We start from the raw sequence: 16,490 nt of genomic DNA, 5'->3' as shown, positions 1-16,490 counted from the left end.
CCAAGAAATAAAAGAAAATCCCCCTACGTGGAAGCATGCAGCTTAAGCTGAATGCTCCGCATGAGGGGGATTTTTCTGAAAGCATGCCCTCATATGTACGCAAAAAGAGACCCACAGCATTCGGTGCTGTGGGTCTTAAATATATATATATTACAAAAGGGGGTTGTTTATAGTATAGGTTGTTTTCATTAAAACGAGATGAAGATTAGATTTCAAGTTTATTACAAATGAATGGGAAAGACTGTAATTTCTATGTACATATTAGGGAGATGAGCGGAATAGACTTGTTTTAAGCAGAAAACTTGTCCGTTTAGGTTTATCCAGAGAGGATGGGATTTATTGATATGACGAAGGCCAATTCGAATATTGCCATATTGGGCATTGGCACAGCCGTGCCGCCCTATTTGATTGATCAAGCCGATACGGCAAGAAGACTAGTGAATGCGCTGAGCGACAAGCCGGATTCCGCCCGCTGGGGGAGAAGAATCTTCAAGCAATGCGGAGTGGAAAGCCGTTATACCTGCGAGCCGAATTTGCTTGCGGAAGCGGCTGAATGCCGTTACTTGCCAAGTGCGACACCAGAGCTAGCGCCATCGACTTCGGAGAGGATGGGCATTTACAAGCGGGAATCGGTTCCGCTCGGGCTTCATGCGGCAAGAAAAGCACTAGCCGATGGTGATGTTGAGCCTGCTGCCATTACGCATCTGATCACCGTCAGCTGTACCGGACAATTTCTGCCGGGCATGGATGCGGCTATCGTGCAGCAATTGGGGCTGGCTCCTACGATAACCCGCATCCCGCTTAATTTTTTAGGATGCGCGGCCGGCCTCAAGGCAATTGGATTGTCGCGTCAAATCGTAGCGAGCGATAATAACGCGCATGTATTAGTCGTGTGCGTTGAGCTTTGCACGCTGCATATTCAGCCATCTGGCGACAGGGAATCTCTATTTGCCGCATCGTTCTTCGGGGATGGGGCGTCGGCCTGCGTCATTGGGGCGGCGAAGCCTCCTTACCAACCTCTATTCGAGCTTGGCAAGGAGCGCTCCGTCCTGCTGCCTGATTGCGCCGAGGAAATGGTGTGGGAGGTAGGCAACCACGGCTTTGACCTGTACTTATCCCCGCATATTCCGAAGCTGATCGGCGAATTTATCCCGGCAGAGGTAGAGCGGCTGTGCGGCGAGGAAGAGCTTGCGCTATGGGCGATTCATCCGGGCGGCAAGGGAATTATCGATATTTTGCAAAATAAGTTCGAGCTAACCGATGAGCAAACCGCACATAGCCTAGGCGTCTTGCGCGATTACGGCAACGTATCCTCCGCTACGATTCTTTTTGTGCTGGATGCCATGCGAATGCATTTGCAGGAGAGCGGGTCAGACGCGGTCAGCGGCATTGCCCTTGCATTCGGACCCGGCCTTACAGCCGAAATGATCAAGATTGCATATGTTCCTGCAACCATCGCAAGAGAGCGTGGGCAGCAGCAGGCGGACGGGGCATATGTCTAAGGGACTTCGCATGCGCGCCGAGGCGGCGGAATTGATGGACGATTTCTCCATCGGAGGCTCCGAGCTGCGGGAAGCGCTAAGGCAGCTTCGCCTCCTGAACCGGATATTTGTCGCATCAGCCCCAACGCTGTATGGGGTGAAGCGTCTTTGGGAGAAAGCGAACAAGCCTAGAAGCTTGTCTATTTTGGATGTTGGAGCGGGTTCGGGCGATGTGAACCGACAGCTGCTGAGATGGGCGGACATACAGGGGATCGAGCTTACGATTCGGCTGGTGGACTTAACGGAGGAGGCTTGCGAGGAGGCGAGGCTCTTTTTCCAAAATGAGTCTAGGGTGCAGGTGAAGCAAGGCGATTTATTTGCACTTCCAGAAGGAAGCGCGGATATCGTGACGGGGACTCAGTTTCTGCATCATTTTGATGAACAAGAGCTGCCCCATACAGTCGGCAGCATGCTGAGCGTGTCCAGGCTTGGGGTCGTCATTAACGATATCCATCGCCACTGGATCGCTTGGGCGGCTGTATGGCTGACGACTAGAATGATTTCGACCAATCGGTATATTTTGAACGATGGGCCGCTGTCTGTAGCTAAGGGATTCCGCGCCGGCGATTGGAGGAAGCTTGGGCAAATGCTGGGGCTTCCCGCCATTTATTATAAGTGGAGGCCTTTATTCCGATACGCGGTTGTCATTGATAAGGCGCAAATAAATTCATCCGACGAAAGAGGGCTCGTATGACTCGTATTCTCGATGCGGCAGTGTTAGGCGCGGGCATTGCCGGCAGCAGTATTGCCAAAGCGCTTGCGGATAAGGGATGGGATACGCTGCTGCTCGATCGCCAATCCTTTCCAAGGCATAAGGTATGCGGGGAGTTTCTCTCGCCGGAGTCGCAGAGTACGCTGCATGCGCTGGGCATTGCCGATTCCATTGCAGGGCTTGGTCACTGTGAAGTGGAGCGGGTACGGATCATTTTTGAAAAAGGGTCCGAGATGGAGCTGCCGCTTCCCGGCCATGCTTGGGGACTCAGCCGATATACGCTTGATTCCGCTCTTCATCTAGCCGCTTTGGATGCAGGGGCAAAGCTGCAAACGGGAGTAACCGTGACAGATGTTCAGAAGGTGAATCGCGGCTATCTCATTCATACGAAGCGAGGCAGCGATATTAGCGTTATGGAAGCGAGAACCGTTATTGCGGCATGGGGCGCGAGCCAGCGCTCCGGGTTGCCGGGCTATCGAAGGCCAGCGTCCATTAAGAGCTCATACATAGGGGTCAAATCACATTTCCGCGGCATCGCTATGGAGCCGGTCATTGAGCTTTATTTTTTTCGCGGCGGCTATTTGGGTTTGTGCCCCATTGAGGGCGGTCTTGTAAACGCGTCGGCACTGCTTGCGCGGGAGGCTGCGGTAGATGCGGGGAAAACGATACTCGCTATCATAAGCGGGGTTGCGAAGCGAAATGCGAGGCTGCACGAGAGGCTGCGGTTTGCCGAGCCCGTCCTCGGCACGCAGGCCGCAGTTGCGCCTGTATTTCTAAACCGCAAGCCGCTGGCTTGGGATGGGCTGCCGCTTCTTGGCGACGCGGCAACGATGATTCCGCCGCTTTGCGGAGACGGCATGTCAATGGCTTTGCGCTCGGCAGCGCTATGTGCGCCGCTCGCAGACCGCTTTTTGCGAGAGGAATTATCGCTGGCTGACTGGCAGCAATCCTTTACGGGGTCGATTAATAGGGAGTTTAAGCGGCCGCTGCGATGGGGAAGCCTCCTGCAATGGCTGTTCGGTTCGCCCATGCTATCCAATTGGCTGCCGAATGCTGCCAGGCTGGCGCCAAGCCTAGCGCAAGAGCTCGTACATGCGACAAGATTAAAGCCATTCGGCAGCTAACAAGCCCATTTGGAGTCTGGAGGAGAACGCTCATGAGTAGACTTTGGCTCGCGCAGCAATCCTTCCGGTTTCCGCGAGGAATGATCCTCTTATGGGCAATTGTGCTGCTTGTTATAGGCTCGCAGGCGTTCAAGCTGGATTCGGTCCTTCAAGATCATGGCTTGTATCCCAAGGATGGGCAATATGCGAAGGTGCAGCAAATGCTGGCTTCCGATTTTGCGGTGCCGGAATCGCCGGTAATGCTGGTTTTCGAGAAAGCGGACGGCATTTCCAAAGCTCGCTTTCGCTCGTTTATCGAGCAGGCGCTCGTTCAGGCAAAAGGGCTTGAGGGACTAACCGGTATCTTCTCTCCGCTTGAGCAGCAAGGGATGATGAAGGGCAACAACGCCTATGCGCTGCTATCGTTCAGCTATCCGCCTTATCGGATGCTGACAACGCTTGAGCAGCTTGATCAGAAGCTGCCAACGTATAACGGCATTTCTGTTAAGGTCACTGGCAAATCTGCCGTGCAAGCGGATGTAAACCAGGCGAGCCATTATGATTTAGCAAGAGCGGAGCTTATCGGGATACCGCTGGCCTTTCTTATTTTATGGCTCGTATTTCGCAGCATCGCTGCCGCGCTCATCCCCATTGTGATCGGAGTCGCAGGGGTGACGACTGCGATGGGCATCATGTACAGGTTAGGTACGCAGCTCGAGTTATCCAATTTTGTTTTGAATGTCGTTCCGATGGTGGGACTTGCTCTTAGCATTGATTTTGCGCTTATGGTGATCAGCCGGTTTCGGGAGGAGCTTAGCGAAGGCACGCCGCCTGCCGCGGCGCTTGCCCAGACGATGAGGACAGCGGGCAGGGCTGTTTTTGTATCTGCTGCCAGCGTCTTCTTAGGCTTGCTAAGCTTCGTCTGGATTCCGCTGCCCATGTTCTCCTCCATTGCGCTTGGCGCGATGACGGTAGTTGCGGTCTCCTTGCTGCTTTCGTTCACGCTGCTGCCCGCTCTTCTTGCGCTTTGCTTGCCTGCATTGTGGAGCAATAAAGCGAAAGCGGACAGCCGCCCAGCCGTTTGGAACGGCGTTGTTCACTTCGTAATGCGGCGCCCGGCAGCCATAGGCTTGCTTGCAGGGGGAGTGTTGATCGTTTGCTTGCTGCCGCTTAGCAGCATGAAGGTCGCCATTCCAGATGCGTCATCGCTGCCGCAAAGCTACGATTCCCGCACGGCCGCCGAGACGTACCGCACACATTTTGAGCTGCCGTCCACATCCAAGGTTTGGGTGATCGCAGAGGGACAAACGGGCTTTCGGAAGCAAAAGGATTGGACAAGTGCTTACGCGCTTGCGAAGTCACTGGAGCGTGATCCAAGTGTCATACGGGTTGACTCGGTATTTTCAGAGCTGCGGCTGTCACCCGAGCAATTGCTGGCAATAGCCGGTAAGACGCTGCAAAAAAAGAAATACGAGTCGGTGCTGAAGCCGTTTCTCAAAGATAACCGTATGCTGCTGCAGGTGACGATAACAGGCGAGCCTTCTTCGAACGAAGCGATGAGCTGGTTAAGAAATTGGGAGAAGCGCGGGGAAATATCGACGCTTGCCTTCTCGCTCGGGGGAGAAGCCAAATATGAGCAGGAAGTGTTTGATCTTATTTTTGGCAGCTTGCGCTATGTTTTGCTCTTTTTATTTGCCTCGAATTTCATCGTCCTTTTTGTCGCCTTCCGCTCCGTTCTCATTGCGATTAAGACGATTCTATTGAACCTGTTGAGCATTGGAGCCGCCTTTGGCATTTTGGCATGGATCTTCGAGGAAGGCCGACTAGGGATGGAGCCGAGCAGCATCGCGGTCATGATACCCGTCTTCATTTGCGGCCTTGTGTTCGGAATAAGCATGGATTACGGCGTGTTTCTCGTATCGCGCATCTACGAGGAATATCGCAGGACAGGCGATAATGAGCAGTCAGTTATAACGGGCTTAACCTCGGTCAGCAAAATCATTACCTCGGCAGCAGCCATCATGATTGCGGTCACGGCTCCGTTCGCGTTTGGCGAGGTAGCGGGAGTGAAGCAGCTTGGCATCGGCATCGCGGCAGCTATTTTCATAGACGCAACGATTATTCGAATGCTGCTGGTTCCCTCCTTAATGAGCCTGCTCGGAAAATGGAACTGGTGGGCGCCGCGCTGGCTGAAATAGCGTCAAAAAAAGGCTGCCCACCCCATCGCATGACGTGGAAAGCAGCCTTTGTGAACGTATTATTCTGCTGAGGCAGCAGCCTGCCATTTTGAGCTCGCGAGCTCGCGGACCGTTTTCCATTCCGCCAAATGCTGCTCCAAATGGCCGATCAGCGCGTCAACGCCTTGGATGAACGGGGCTTGTCCGCTTGCTTGGATCGCTTCAATGGACTGGACCATGTCCGCGGACAAAGCGCTCGGAGCGGAAAGAGCGGCTGCCAGCTGTTGAAGGACAAGCTCGATGGAAGCGGCGGGGGCAGCTTGCAGAGCTCCCTTGTTTGCTTCTGCCTGCTCAAGCGGCTCTTGCGCAGCCTGCTTCTCTGCTTTAGGTGCGCTCGCTTTAGGCGCTGGGGCCTGCGCTGGTTTCGCGCGCTCTGCCTTGTTCTGCTCATGGGTCGACCAAGTTTCGATCAGGCCGCTGCCGGTTTTGAACAGCAGCTTATCCTTCGTGCTGTCCGAAATCGTTTTATCTTTGAACAGCTTCGCGATTTTTTTCACATCGCTCACCGGAAGCTCGTCCCTAGCGACTATAAGGGCAAGAGGATCGCGATGCTCGATAGGCAAATCCTTAAGCGGGAGCAGCTGATCCTCGGTCAGCTTGTCCTTCTTGATCTCAGTTCCGCCGACGATCAGCTTCTTCACGGCATTGCCGAACTTTAGCAGCTCGCATTTGTTTTTGATGTAGGACTCGGGTTTACCGAGCTTGCCGGACAAAAACTTGGTCGAGCTTCTGAACTTCGGATCGTTCAGCAGCTTGTTGAACGCCTCTGCCTCCTCGATCGGAGAGAAGCCTTCACGCGTCAAATTTTCCGCGATTTGCTCCAAATAAATTTCCATCTCATCTGTAACGGTAGATACGATACACGGAATCGTAGGCCGTCCGAGCATTTTGCTAGCTTTGTAGCGGCGGTTGCCGTAGATGATTTTATAACGCCCATTGCCGGTCGTTCGCACTTTAATCGGCGAGAGCAGGCCGATCTCATCGATGCTTTTCATCAATTCCTGCAGCGCTTCCTCGTCGAACTGATACCTGGGCTGATCGGTATCCTCGTCAATTAAATCGGTAACAATTTCAATGATATCCATGGGTGGTCTCCTTAAAAGTTTTGTGAAGCAAAACTTACTTCGAAAGCATACGCTTAGTTTGGTGAGCAAGCATTAGCTTAGTCTTCGTATATGTTTTAAATATTTTTGAAAGTCCGAGGTCTGATCTTAATCTAGTCTATTATATATCAAGGACGGAAATGAGGAAACGATAGGCATGTTTGGCGCAATCGTCTAAATGGAAAATGTTGAAACAAATCGCTAGCGGTGAACGTCAACAGTTGTTAAGGGGGTGGGCAAATCGTGAGGCGATTAAAGAGAGCTGGTGTCATTGTCTATTTGATCATCTGCATAGCATTAACCGGCTGCAGCTCCAAGCCGTATGGCGAATACAAGGACGGCGAAATGATAGGTTTTGTAAGCGGCGTAGATGAGCAGGGCAAGACCATCGAATTTGATATCTCGGAGTGGATGAAGCGCGATGAGCCAGGGCCGGCAATAGAAGATTGGGGGGCAAGCTATGAAGCGCATGTTGTCCCAGGCACCCGCATTACCAATGAAGCGGGCGAGCATCTAGGATGGAGCGATTTGAAGCAGGGGCAGAAGGTGCAAATTAATCCGCCTTCAACAGAGAAGGTGACGGATACGCCGGATGAGCTTATTATTTTGACGATGGCAAATGAAGAGCTATTGAAGCGAGCAGGCTTTCTTGCCAGCAAAAAGGGAAGCTACCGAACGACTCTGGTCTACGAGAGCGGTCAAGCTGAACCGTTTGAAGTGGAGCAGATCGAGACGGAAGCGGGCATCGTTCTTCAAGGCGGGTACAGCGCTAAGGAGTACGACCCGAACCACGTGCTGGATGTGAAAAGGGCATTCGGGATCAAGGCGTTTCCCGTTTTTCTAGTATTTGATACAGAGAAGCTGGCTCTGCAGACGGACCGGTTGGATGAAGTCGTAACGTTTATGAACGCAGCGAAGTGAGTGACTCATTTGAAGAAGATTGGTCGTGATCCATATGGAAGAAATTCAAGGTGATTTATTAACGGTAGAGACATTAAAATCGGATTTTGCCAAGCTGGGCGTCACATCGGAGATGTCGCTTATGATGCACTCCTCCATGAAGGCGTTAGGCGGATATGTAAATGGCGGGCCGGTTGCCGTTATTTTGGCGATCGAGGAATTACTGGGCAGCAGTGGCACACTTGTCATGCCTACGCATACGGGTGACCTATCTGACCCTACGAACTGGCGATACCCTCCCGTTAGAGAATCATGGTGGGAGCCGATCAAGCAATCGATGCCCGCTTTTGAGGCGGATCTAACCCCTTGCAGAGGCATGGGGGCGATAAACGAATGCTTCCGCAAACAAAACGGCGTCATGCGGAGCAACCATCCCCAAGTCTCCTTTGCCGCATGGGGCTCTAAGAAAGACAGCATGACAGCCAATCATAGCTTGGCATACAGCCTGAGCGAACAATCCCCTTTAGCAAGGCTTTATGAGGCGAATGGCTGGGTGCTGCTGCTAGGCGTAACCCATAATCGGAATACCTCCTTGCATTTGGCTGAGTATCGTGCGAATTACAAGGGCAAAACGGAGATCATCAGTAAAGCGCCGGTTTTGGCAGATGGAGAGAAGCAGTGGGTTGATTTTCAAGATATCGATTTTGATTCGGATGATTTCGATCAGATTGGCGAAGCTTTTGAGCGGGAAACGGGTTATGTTCGGAGAGGAAAGGTGGGCAACGCCGACGCTCTGCTCATGCCGATGAAGGAACTAGTCGATTTTGGCGTAAAATGGATGGAAGAAAATAGAGGCCGTTAGCCGTAAGAGGCTGGCGGCCTCTTCGTTTAATGATGAGAGAAACTCATTCCAATGGACTATTTCACGATGCTAAAGAACTATTTTGATAGCGTATAAAGTTTGGTATATTTCTCCCTTATGTCGAAAAATGGTGGTATGATGAAAATTATAGCAAAATATCATCAGCCCGCATGGGAAGGGCGCAGAGGAGAAGCCAGCGTATGGTAACAATATTGAGAAAGCATCTGATTGTACGTATTTTATGTGCGATGATCGTAGTCATGGTTTTGATTGCGGGAGGCTATATTGGCACTCAAGTTACACAAACGAAGTCTGCTGTTGAAGAGGCGATTAACAGCTATAATATACGGATCGCGGAGAGCTATGCCGTTACGCTGCAAGCGGATCGGTTTGCCGAATTCCTTAAGCAGCCGCAGGAGACGGAGCTATATTGGTCGCTGCGCCAAGAGCTTGCTCAGTTCCGTACGAAGATAGGCGCCCGGTATGTATATTTTGTCCGTCTGGATGAAAATCGGGAGCCGAGAATTATGATCGACGGCCTTCCTAAAGATGATGAATCCGCATCGCCCATTGATGAGGTGACGGATATGCCTGCTGCGGCTGCCGAGCTCGTTTTTGCCGGCAAAAACGCAAGCTCGCCGCTTATTAAAAACCCGGTATACGGCTCTTATCTATCGGCTTACGTACCGCTAAAAGATGCAAGCGGCGCCGTTGTAGGCGCAATAGGCATCGATACGGATGCGGCTGTATTTGAGCAGCTTGCGACAAATGTGATATGGGAGAGCATGCCTCTCTATATGATGATGCTCGTTGTCACCATCGTTTTGATCGGAGCGATCGTATGGTTTGTTCGACGCTCGCTGCTGCCCCTGCAAACCGTCAAGGCTAGCGCGGAGAAGATGGCTGTCGGAGATTTGGCGGAGGCGAATGCGATTTTGCGGGCAAAGCCTGTAAAGTCCATGGATGAAATCGGAACCGTGTACAAGGCCATGCTCATGATGTCCGAGCATTTAACGGAAAGAGTGCGCGGAGTGGTCGTCAACGTCGAGAAAACATCGGAGCAGCTTGTGACGTCCTCGCAATCTTTTGCCAGCAGTGCCGATCAGATGTTGACCATGGGCGAGACGATGAACGGATCGGTTCAGCAAATCTATGAAGGCGCACATATCCAGAAGACGAGTGCGGATGACAGCGCGCAAGCGATGGAGGAAATCGCACAGGGCATCGTAAGAATTGCCGAATCTTCTTCAACCGTCTCCAGCGCTGCGGTTCAGTCACTGGAAATCGCGCAGTCAGGCGAATTTGCTATGAAGCAGCTCAATAATCAGATTAGAAGCATTTCGGAATCAACCGATCAGACGCTTGATATTGCAAGAAAGCTAAATGGCTATACAGGGGAGATTGGACTTGTCATCGGTTCGGTTCGCGAGTTTGCCGATCAGACGAAGCTCCTTGCTTTAAATGCATCCATCGAAGCCGCAAGGGCGGGAGAGCATGGTTCAGGTTTTATGGTTGTAGCCAATGAGGTGCGCAAGCTGGCGGACGCATCCGCTTCCTCTGTCGAGCAGATAACCGAGCTGCTAAGCCATATTGAAGCTTTTTCAAGTAAAATTAGCGATGAGATGGAGAAAGTCTCGAAGGATATTGGCGAAGGTGTCTCCTTATCGGGCGAAGCCGCGGAATCGTTCGAGCATACCGTGGAGTCGTTCCGCCTCGTAAGCGAGCAAATTATGGAGGTCTCCGCAACAACCGAGCAATTAACCGCCGGGTCCGAGGAGGTCGCGGCTACCGTAAGCAACATTGCTTACATCGCTAGCGGAGTATCCGAAATGACTGAGCGCATTCAAGATCTGACCGCCAAGCAGCTCGGTATGATGAAGCAGGTGCATGAAGCGTCTGCCGTGCTCAGCGCCAACACGGAGGATATGAGACAAGCTATCGCACAGGTAAATGTTTGAATCGAGTTGTACAAACGGCTCAAGAAAGGTTACGGCCAGCTATCGAAAAAGATTAGGCTGAATCAAATAAAGGGAGATGCTCGGCTCATTAGTTTTTGCTAATGGCAAGCACCTCCCTTTGTTTTTCGCTATACGCTTAGACGCAGCTTTTTATCCAAATATTTTAACGCTTTCTCTGAACAAACCTCGCTCAGCTCCGCTTTGACGATCCCTCTGACCTCTGATAAATCGTCGGTCGCGGGCAGCTCTTTGCCGAGTGTGGCTTGCAGCCAGTGGCCGGAGCTTTCAAAGCACATGCTGCTCCAGCCGCCTTCAAAATCACTTTCCTGCGCACCGGTAATGACAATATCCGCGAAGTTCTGAAGCTCGACCAGCGCCCGGTCGTAATCTTTTTTCTGCTCCTTGGCCGTAAGCTGGCTCTCTTTGCGAAGTAGACGCGAATCGATATTGCCGGCTTCCTTGACGATATGATAGATGTTTTTGGCGTGCTGCGACATAAGACCGTTGTTATATCGCTCATCCACGCTTTTTCCAAGCGTCAGCAGCGGCTGGATGTATGGAAACAGGTCAATATGAATAAAGGATGCTTTGCTGCCAAAAAACTTGCCGTATGCCGCATGCTCATCCTTTACGATTTTGACGCGCCATGGCCATGGGTCAAACTCCGTTTCGGTATGCCAGCTGTCGCTCGGAACGAGTGCGGATAGGGAGGGATGGTCAGGAATCAGATCGGAAAAAGGGAAAATCTTATATTCGCCAACAAGCTTTACGAACTCCGGATAAGTAGAGATACTCATAGGTTCACTCCTAGATATGGTCTACTGAATCTATTCTAGTAGTATCCATAAATATCCTCTCACAACCTCCATTCTCTTTTCGTATCACTAGACATTTATTGCTTTGCTGACGTTTTTTTGTTCCGAAGCATAACGAATGCGACGATCACGCCAATTAAAGCAAACGCCGCACTCGTGTAAAAGGCGAGCTGAATAGAATGGGTCAGCATCTCTGGCGTTTGAGCTTCCAGTGCGGAATCTGCTGTTGTTGCCGCCGTAACGATAGCCATGATGATGGCAAGCCCAATCGCGCTGCCTATTTGCTGGCCTGTTGAAACGATAGCAGAGGATACCCCTTGATCCTTTGGCTCAATGCCTGTTCCGGCTGCAATAAACATTGTTGTGAATACGATTGCCTGGCCAAGTCCAGCAATTAATATGCCGGGGAGAAATCCCCAGAACGTTCCATGAGGCGAAAGCTGGGTAAGGAGCATAAAACCAGCTGCCCCGAGCGCCATGCCGCTGCCAAGCGTTCCCGCTATTCCAAATGCGCTTAGCACACGATTGACTAGCTTTGCTCCTAAGAGCGCGCTTAAAGTGAGCGGCAAAAATCCAAGACCGGACTGAACTGCCGTATAATGAAGCGCCTGCTGCATATAAAAAGGGTTGTCTATTCTAGACTAACTGGTCTGGAAAAGTCAAAAAAAATATCGGACTGATTAGTCCGGAAAATACAAAAAAAGAAAGCTTGCTCTTCGTCCATTTTATTCATCAAGGACACTGAATGGTCAAGAAAAAAATAATGAGTAATTTCTTATCTGCGAGAAACAGAAAGCTAATTCTTAATTATGGCGGAAGAGTAACTTTGCGTTAGTAACAAGCGTCTATGTTATATCTGCAAATGAGGAGGCGATTATAGTGAAAAAGTTTCTGAAAACGGCAGCTGCCGCATTAACGGTAGCAGGCGTTTTGTCAGCGGGCGCCACCGGCATGGCAGCGCCAGCGAAGCCGTCAAAAATGTTCATTAACGGCGTTTACCAAGAAGACATGTTGATTGTAAACGACAGAACGATGGTTCAGCTTCGGGCTTTTAACGACCCTAAATCATTTATTTATTCCTATGAGACAGCAACAAAGACCATTATCATCAACAATCCGGTCAAGAAAATGACGGTGCTTCTAAAAAATGGTTTGAAAACAGCGGAAGTAAACGGCAAAGATGTGAAGCTGGATGCACCTGTCACCGTGAAGGCAGGGCGTACTTACATTCCCGTTCGTTTCGTAACCGAGACGCTCGGCGGTAAAGTTGATTACGACAGCAGCGCAAAATATATCATTGTCCGGACCCCAACCGGCGATGAGCAGTTTAATACTTTGAAAAGCGGCGACCTTGCGAAAGCGCGGGCGCTTGCCATTAAATTGACTCGGATAAATAATGGCAAAGAGATCGAGCCTTATGGCGAAGGATTTTCAACGACCTACACATTCCCTAAAGGGGAAGCGCTCCGCTATTTTATTTCGTATAAAGGTTTAGAAACGTATGTGGTAATCAACGCTAAGGGTATTGCTGAAATAAAGTGGCAGAAGGATACGTTAGGCAAAAACGGCCAAGCCGGAGAGGAACCGAAGCCGTTTGGCGAGTCGATCACGTTCACGGATAACTTTATGGCTGATATGCTGACCTATGGTTCAGTGGATAGCACGGGTAAATATACGGAGCTAGGAGTCATTAATCGTTATACGGATAAACAATATGCGAATGTGGTCATTATGCCGATTGACGGAGAAGTACGTACGGATGCAAAGTGATGGGAATAGCGGCGCGCTAGCGAGGAGGATTTTTTATGATTATGGATCGATTGGATCATCTTGTTCTCACGGTTCAGAGTGTTGCGGCGTCTTGTGATTTTTACAGCAAGGTGATGGGCATGAAGGTGATTACTTTTGGGGAAGGAAGAAAGGCGCTGCAATTCGGAAATCAAAAAATCAACCTGCATCAATTGGGAGAAGAATTTGAACCGAAAGCAGCAACGCCGGCTGCGGGATCAGCGGACCTATGCTTTATTACAGCGCTGCCGCTGCCTGAAGTGATTCGGCATTTAGCCGAATGCGGCGTAGCAGTGGAGGAAGGCCCGGTTTTTAGGACGGGAGCGATCGGCAAGATCGAGTCCGTTTATTTTCGCGATCCGGATATGAATTTACTGGAAGTGTCCAACGATGTGGAATAATCGAAAATGGGAGGATCAGCCTTGATTAAAGAAATCGATATTACAAACCGAGCTCTTGCAGAGAAAATGTTAAACATTCAAATCCCAGCCTATAAGGTAGAGGCGGCGTTAATTGATTTTGATGAAATACCGCCCTTAAAGGACACAGTGGATACTTTGCTCGCATGCGGAGAAACCTTTTATGGCTATTACATAGAAGATGAATTGTGCGGGGCAATTGCTATAAAGGCTGAGGGCAGCGAGATCGATATTCATCGATTGCTCGTGCATCCCGATCATTTTAGGAAGGGAATTGCCCAGAAGCTGCTTCGTTACGTCGAAAATCTCGAAGGGGATTATCATACCCTCATCGTTTCAACAGGTTCCAAAAACGCGCCAGCCATCCATTTATACACGTCAAACGGCTTTTTCGAGACCGGTGTAATAGAAGTAGAAGAACGTCTGTCGCTCACTAGCTTCCAGAAAAAGATAAGGCGTGAATAATAACAGAAGGAGATCGATCGATTGTATCGCTTAGCAACGGAAAAGACATTAACGCAAGAGATTTCGGTTTATGACGCTAACTCTCTGTATGGGGAGACAGGCAAATTTCGTTTTTTGCAATTTTCGGACGATGCGGTGCAAGGGGCAATCGATCTGAAGGACCCGAAGCGAATCGTGCTTGAATATCCGCGAGCGATTATCCATTTGATGGAGTGCAATCATCCGTCGTTCAAAAGCTTGTTTATGATTGGGCATGGCATCGGGACGATCGCCGGACATTACGCTGACAAACAAGTTAAAGTAGCGGAAATCGATGAAAAAGTAGTGGAGCTAAGCAGAGCGTATTTTGATTATCGCCGCGACAATGTCGTAATCGGGGATGGCCGCCAGATTCTTAGCGGGGAAGAGCCGGATTCGCTCGATTATATTATTGTGGACGCCTTCACCAAGGAAGGCACTCCCGTTCATTTAACAACGGCGGAATTTTTCGGTATGACGCAAAAAAAGCTCGATGCCAGAGGATCTATTATTTTGAATCTAATGGGGAAAATCAAGAATGATAGATTAATGAATGCCATTTATTCTACCTTAGTAGAATCTTATCCGTATGCCAAAGCATTTTCGCTGCCCGGCAAGGATACGTCAGCTATGCGAAATATCATTGTGATCGGGAGTAATAAAACCATCGATTATCAGCAGCAAGCAATGGCAGGTTTTATTGAAACCGAGCTGGGAAGAGGACATGTGATGGTGGATAAGCAGGGAACGATAGGATGACAAAAGCTCTGCCGCATAGACTGCGAGCAGAGCCTTTATGGTGTGAGGGGTTTTGCTTTGCTTTTGCTTAGTACAAATCAAACATGTTGATCTCGTAGCTTAATGTTTTCATATAGGTGAACATCTGTGCGCGGTGATGCTGTGCGTGGGTTGTAATCTCGATCAACCATTTGGCTTGAACCGAGCCATGCTCCAAATAAAACGGCTTTGTTTTTTTATGGAGGAATTCCTCTTCGGGAAGCTCTTCCATATATTTTCTGACCTGATCCATGCCAGAAACCATCCAAGCAATCAATGCTTCCTTGTCATTATCTTCAGCAATATCCGCTTCCAGCTTGCGAATGGCCGGTTCACTGCTCTCCTGAAGAATCAGTAGGTCGGATGAAGGGACAGATACGAGATGCTCCACCAATTCCAGCAGGGATCTCATAGTTGGCTGTGGTCTGTAATCCCAGTGCTCAGGCGAGATTTTGCGGATTAAATGAGCGGACGTTTTTACGATATGGTCCAATTCCTCGAGCAATAGTGCTTTGATTTCGTTAACGGCTTGCATGTGCTTTCACTCCTCATTTGAAATGGGTATAACGCAGTAATTCGACTAGGCTCGTTTTTTATTGTAGCTTATAATAGTGACAGGGATTGTCATGAATATAAAAATAACGGAGTACGATAATGTCCAAATCGAAACGACTGATCGAATTGATGATGACCGTTAACCGGAAGCGCAAGTTTACGGTGAAAGAGCTAGCCGATGAATTTGAAGTGTCAACCCGGACTATTTTAAGAGACTTGCAGGAGCTGAGCGAGCTGGGCGTGCCCCTTTATTCAGAGGTGGGGCCTCATGGCGGCTATCAGGTGCTCAACGAAAGAATTTTGCCTCCCATCGCGTTTACGGAGGAAGAGGCGGTTGCTATCTTTTTTGCAAGCCATGCTCTGCGCCACTATTCCTACCTTCCCTTTGAGTCAGAGGCTTTATCGGCATTGAACAAATTTTACTTTTATATGCCTGGCGACGTGCGGGATCGTATCGATCAATTAAAAAACCGCTTTGATTTTTTTACGCCTGCAAGGCAAGTGAAGTCTCCCTGTTTGTCGATTTTGCTTGAAGGAGCTATTCAGCAAAAAATAGTTCTCATCGAATATGAATCGCGGGAAGGGCGCTCGAGCCGGCAAATACAGCCGATTGGCGTGTATGCAAGCAACGGTCTGTGGTACTGTTCTGCCTATTGTTTTCTTCGCGAGGAATCCCGGTTGTTCCGATGCGACAGAATTCATACAGCTGTGTTTGACACTTCGGGATTGCAGCCAATGGATTTTCGCCATGTTCACCTGGGCAACCAAGATGCGTTCTTTCAGAATGAGCAAGCGTATATCCCTGTTTATGTTGAACTAAGCAAGGAAGGGGTTCGGCGCTGCGAGTCTGAATTATGGCCTTCTCCAAAGCTTTATAAAAATGAGGATGGCAGCGGCAGGTTAGATGGCAGCATTCGAAAGGTTGATCTATCGTTTTTTGCGAATTTCTTTATTGGTTTAGGGAACGAGGCGACGGTAAAAGAACCGGCAGAGCTCGTGGAGCGTATGAAAGGGATTCTTTCGGAGATCATGGCGAAATATGAATAAGGTTTTTTGCTGGTTTGGCGGATGGGAATAATCGTAGTTATCCAGGTCATTCTACTGCGTTATTTGCGTCCGCGAATGTGTTTCTTCTAATAAAGGCTTTGTGTGGCAGGGTAGCGGATTCATTGATTGAGGCGAGGCCAAGAAAAGAAAATGAAATTAATTTTGAAAAACACTTGCAATAGTGGGCAAG

At 49.8% G+C, this 16,490-nt stretch carries 16 protein-coding genes; 12 read left to right on the top strand and 4 right to left on the bottom strand.

The window, feature by feature from the left end; all coding sequences use genetic code 11:
• The first annotated feature begins 344 nt into the window (after nucleotides 1-344).
• Genes A7975_RS31920 through A7975_RS31905 form a run of 4 tightly spaced genes read left to right on the top strand, consistent with a single transcriptional unit; the run spans nucleotide 345 to nucleotide 5,554 of the window.
• Nucleotides 345-1,502, top strand: a complete 1,158-nt coding sequence (locus A7975_RS31920) for a type III polyketide synthase (protein WP_065387909.1) — start codon at nucleotides 345-347, stop codon at nucleotides 1,500-1,502.
• Complete coding sequence (locus A7975_RS31915; protein ID WP_065387829.1) at nucleotides 1,495-2,235, top strand: methyltransferase domain-containing protein; 741 nt, start codon at nucleotides 1,495-1,497, stop codon at nucleotides 2,233-2,235. Before A7975_RS31920 ends, A7975_RS31915 begins: the two co-directional genes overlap by 8 nt.
• Entirely contained in the window at nucleotides 2,232-3,377 is a 1,146-nt protein-coding gene (locus A7975_RS31910; RefSeq protein WP_065387828.1) for an NAD(P)/FAD-dependent oxidoreductase, read from the top strand. Before A7975_RS31915 ends, A7975_RS31910 begins: the two co-directional genes overlap by 4 nt.
• A 32-nt stretch (nucleotides 3,378-3,409) precedes the next feature.
• The gene (locus A7975_RS31905) at nucleotides 3,410-5,554 is read left to right on the top strand and encodes an MMPL family transporter (RefSeq protein WP_065387827.1); all 2,145 of its coding nucleotides are present in this window, start codon (nucleotides 3,410-3,412) and stop codon (nucleotides 5,552-5,554) included.
• Between the two features lie 59 nt (nucleotides 5,555-5,613).
• Here A7975_RS31905 and A7975_RS31900 read toward each other — a convergent pair whose 3' ends face one another.
• Nucleotides 5,614-6,678 (bottom strand): ParB/RepB/Spo0J family partition protein, encoded by a 1,065-nt coding sequence (locus tag A7975_RS31900; RefSeq protein ID WP_065387826.1) that lies wholly within the window; start codon nucleotides 6,676-6,678, stop codon nucleotides 5,614-5,616.
• A 261-nt stretch (nucleotides 6,679-6,939) separates the two neighbouring features.
• Here A7975_RS31900 and A7975_RS31895 point away from each other — a divergent pair, with 261 nt between their 5' ends.
• The 3 genes from A7975_RS31895 (at nucleotide 6,940) to A7975_RS31885 (ending at nucleotide 10,416) form a co-directional block, all read left to right on the top strand.
• Entirely contained in the window at nucleotides 6,940-7,617 is a 678-nt protein-coding gene (locus A7975_RS31895; protein WP_065387825.1) for a hypothetical protein, read from the top strand.
• Nucleotides 7,618-7,651: 34 nt separating this feature from the next.
• Complete coding sequence (locus A7975_RS31890; RefSeq protein WP_053377607.1) at nucleotides 7,652-8,458, top strand: AAC(3) family N-acetyltransferase; 807 nt, start codon at nucleotides 7,652-7,654, stop codon at nucleotides 8,456-8,458.
• Between the two features lie 200 nt (nucleotides 8,459-8,658).
• Nucleotides 8,659-10,416, top strand: coding sequence for a methyl-accepting chemotaxis protein (locus A7975_RS31885; RefSeq protein WP_065387824.1), 1,758 nt, complete (start codon nucleotides 8,659-8,661; stop codon nucleotides 10,414-10,416).
• 128 nt (nucleotides 10,417-10,544) lie between these two features.
• Here the strand turns inward: A7975_RS31885 and A7975_RS31880 are convergent, their stop codons facing one another.
• Together A7975_RS31880 and A7975_RS31875 are read right to left on the bottom strand one after the other, a co-directional pair.
• A complete protein-coding gene (locus A7975_RS31880) occupies nucleotides 10,545-11,213 on the bottom strand; it encodes an AlkZ-related protein (protein ID WP_053374069.1) in 669 nt (222 codons plus the stop codon).
• Between the two features lie 95 nt (nucleotides 11,214-11,308).
• On the bottom strand, nucleotides 11,309-11,848 hold the full coding sequence (locus tag A7975_RS31875; RefSeq protein ID WP_065387823.1) for an MFS transporter: 540 nt from the start codon (nucleotides 11,846-11,848) through the stop codon (nucleotides 11,309-11,311).
• Nucleotides 11,849-12,110: 262 nt separating this feature from the next.
• On the opposite strand from A7975_RS31875, the gene A7975_RS31870 reads away from it, so the two are divergent.
• Genes A7975_RS31870 through A7975_RS31855 form a run of 4 tightly spaced genes read left to right on the top strand, consistent with a single transcriptional unit; the run spans nucleotide 12,111 to nucleotide 14,680 of the window.
• Complete coding sequence (locus A7975_RS31870) at nucleotides 12,111-13,001, top strand: copper amine oxidase N-terminal domain-containing protein (RefSeq protein ID WP_065387822.1); 891 nt, start codon at nucleotides 12,111-12,113, stop codon at nucleotides 12,999-13,001.
• 35 nt (nucleotides 13,002-13,036) lie between these two features.
• Nucleotides 13,037-13,420, top strand: coding sequence for a VOC family protein (locus A7975_RS31865; RefSeq protein ID WP_053374072.1), 384 nt, complete (start codon nucleotides 13,037-13,039; stop codon nucleotides 13,418-13,420).
• A 21-nt stretch (nucleotides 13,421-13,441) separates the two neighbouring features.
• A complete protein-coding gene (locus A7975_RS31860) occupies nucleotides 13,442-13,903 on the top strand; it encodes a GNAT family N-acetyltransferase (RefSeq protein WP_053374073.1) in 462 nt (153 codons plus the stop codon).
• 12 nt (nucleotides 13,904-13,915) lie between these two features.
• Nucleotides 13,916-14,680, top strand: a complete 765-nt coding sequence (locus A7975_RS31855) for a spermidine synthase (RefSeq protein WP_082198593.1) — start codon at nucleotides 13,916-13,918, stop codon at nucleotides 14,678-14,680.
• 67 nt (nucleotides 14,681-14,747) lie between these two features.
• Here A7975_RS31855 and A7975_RS31850 read toward each other — a convergent pair whose 3' ends face one another.
• Entirely contained in the window at nucleotides 14,748-15,233 is a 486-nt protein-coding gene (locus tag A7975_RS31850) for a DinB family protein (RefSeq protein WP_065387820.1), read from the bottom strand.
• A gap of 119 nt (nucleotides 15,234-15,352) precedes the next feature.
• Here A7975_RS31850 and A7975_RS31845 point away from each other — a divergent pair, with 119 nt between their 5' ends.
• Entirely contained in the window at nucleotides 15,353-16,300 is a 948-nt protein-coding gene (locus tag A7975_RS31845; RefSeq protein ID WP_065387819.1) for a helix-turn-helix transcriptional regulator, read from the top strand.
• Nucleotides 16,301-16,490 lie beyond the last annotated feature (190 nt).

The organism is Bacillus sp. FJAT-26390 (assembly GCF_001682865.1).
Lineage (GTDB): Bacteria > Bacillota > Bacilli > Paenibacillales > Paenibacillaceae > Pristimantibacillus.
The sequence above is the reverse complement of the archived record's forward strand: the minus strand, read 5'-3'. Positions and strand labels throughout refer to the sequence as shown.

Bases quoted from the DNA above. Each gene is read 5' to 3' on its own strand.
- A7975_RS31920 (WP_065387909.1), top strand. From the start codon at position 345: ATGACGAAGGCCAATTCGAATATTGCCATATTGGGCATTGGCACAGCC.
- A7975_RS31915 (WP_065387829.1), top strand. From the start codon at position 1,495: ATGTCTAAGGGACTTCGCATGCGCGCCGAGGCGGCGGAATTGATGGAC.
- A7975_RS31910 (WP_065387828.1), top strand. From the start codon at position 2,232: ATGACTCGTATTCTCGATGCGGCAGTGTTAGGCGCGGGCATTGCCGGC.
- A7975_RS31905 (WP_065387827.1), top strand. From the start codon at position 3,410: ATGAGTAGACTTTGGCTCGCGCAGCAATCCTTCCGGTTTCCGCGAGGA.
- A7975_RS31900 (WP_065387826.1), bottom strand. From the start codon at position 6,678: ATGGATATCATTGAAATTGTTACCGATTTAATTGACGAGGATACCGAT.
- A7975_RS31890 (WP_053377607.1), top strand. From the start codon at position 7,652: ATGGAAGAAATTCAAGGTGATTTATTAACGGTAGAGACATTAAAATCG.
- A7975_RS31885 (WP_065387824.1), top strand. From the start codon at position 8,659: ATGGTAACAATATTGAGAAAGCATCTGATTGTACGTATTTTATGTGCG.
- A7975_RS31880 (WP_053374069.1), bottom strand. From the start codon at position 11,213: ATGAGTATCTCTACTTATCCGGAGTTCGTAAAGCTTGTTGGCGAATAT.
- A7975_RS31875 (WP_065387823.1), bottom strand. From the start codon at position 11,848: ATGCAGCAGGCGCTTCATTATACGGCAGTTCAGTCCGGTCTTGGATTT.
- A7975_RS31865 (WP_053374072.1), top strand. From the start codon at position 13,037: ATGATTATGGATCGATTGGATCATCTTGTTCTCACGGTTCAGAGTGTT.
- A7975_RS31850 (WP_065387820.1), bottom strand. From the start codon at position 15,233: ATGCAAGCCGTTAACGAAATCAAAGCACTATTGCTCGAGGAATTGGAC.
- A7975_RS31845 (WP_065387819.1), top strand. From the start codon at position 15,353: ATGTCCAAATCGAAACGACTGATCGAATTGATGATGACCGTTAACCGG.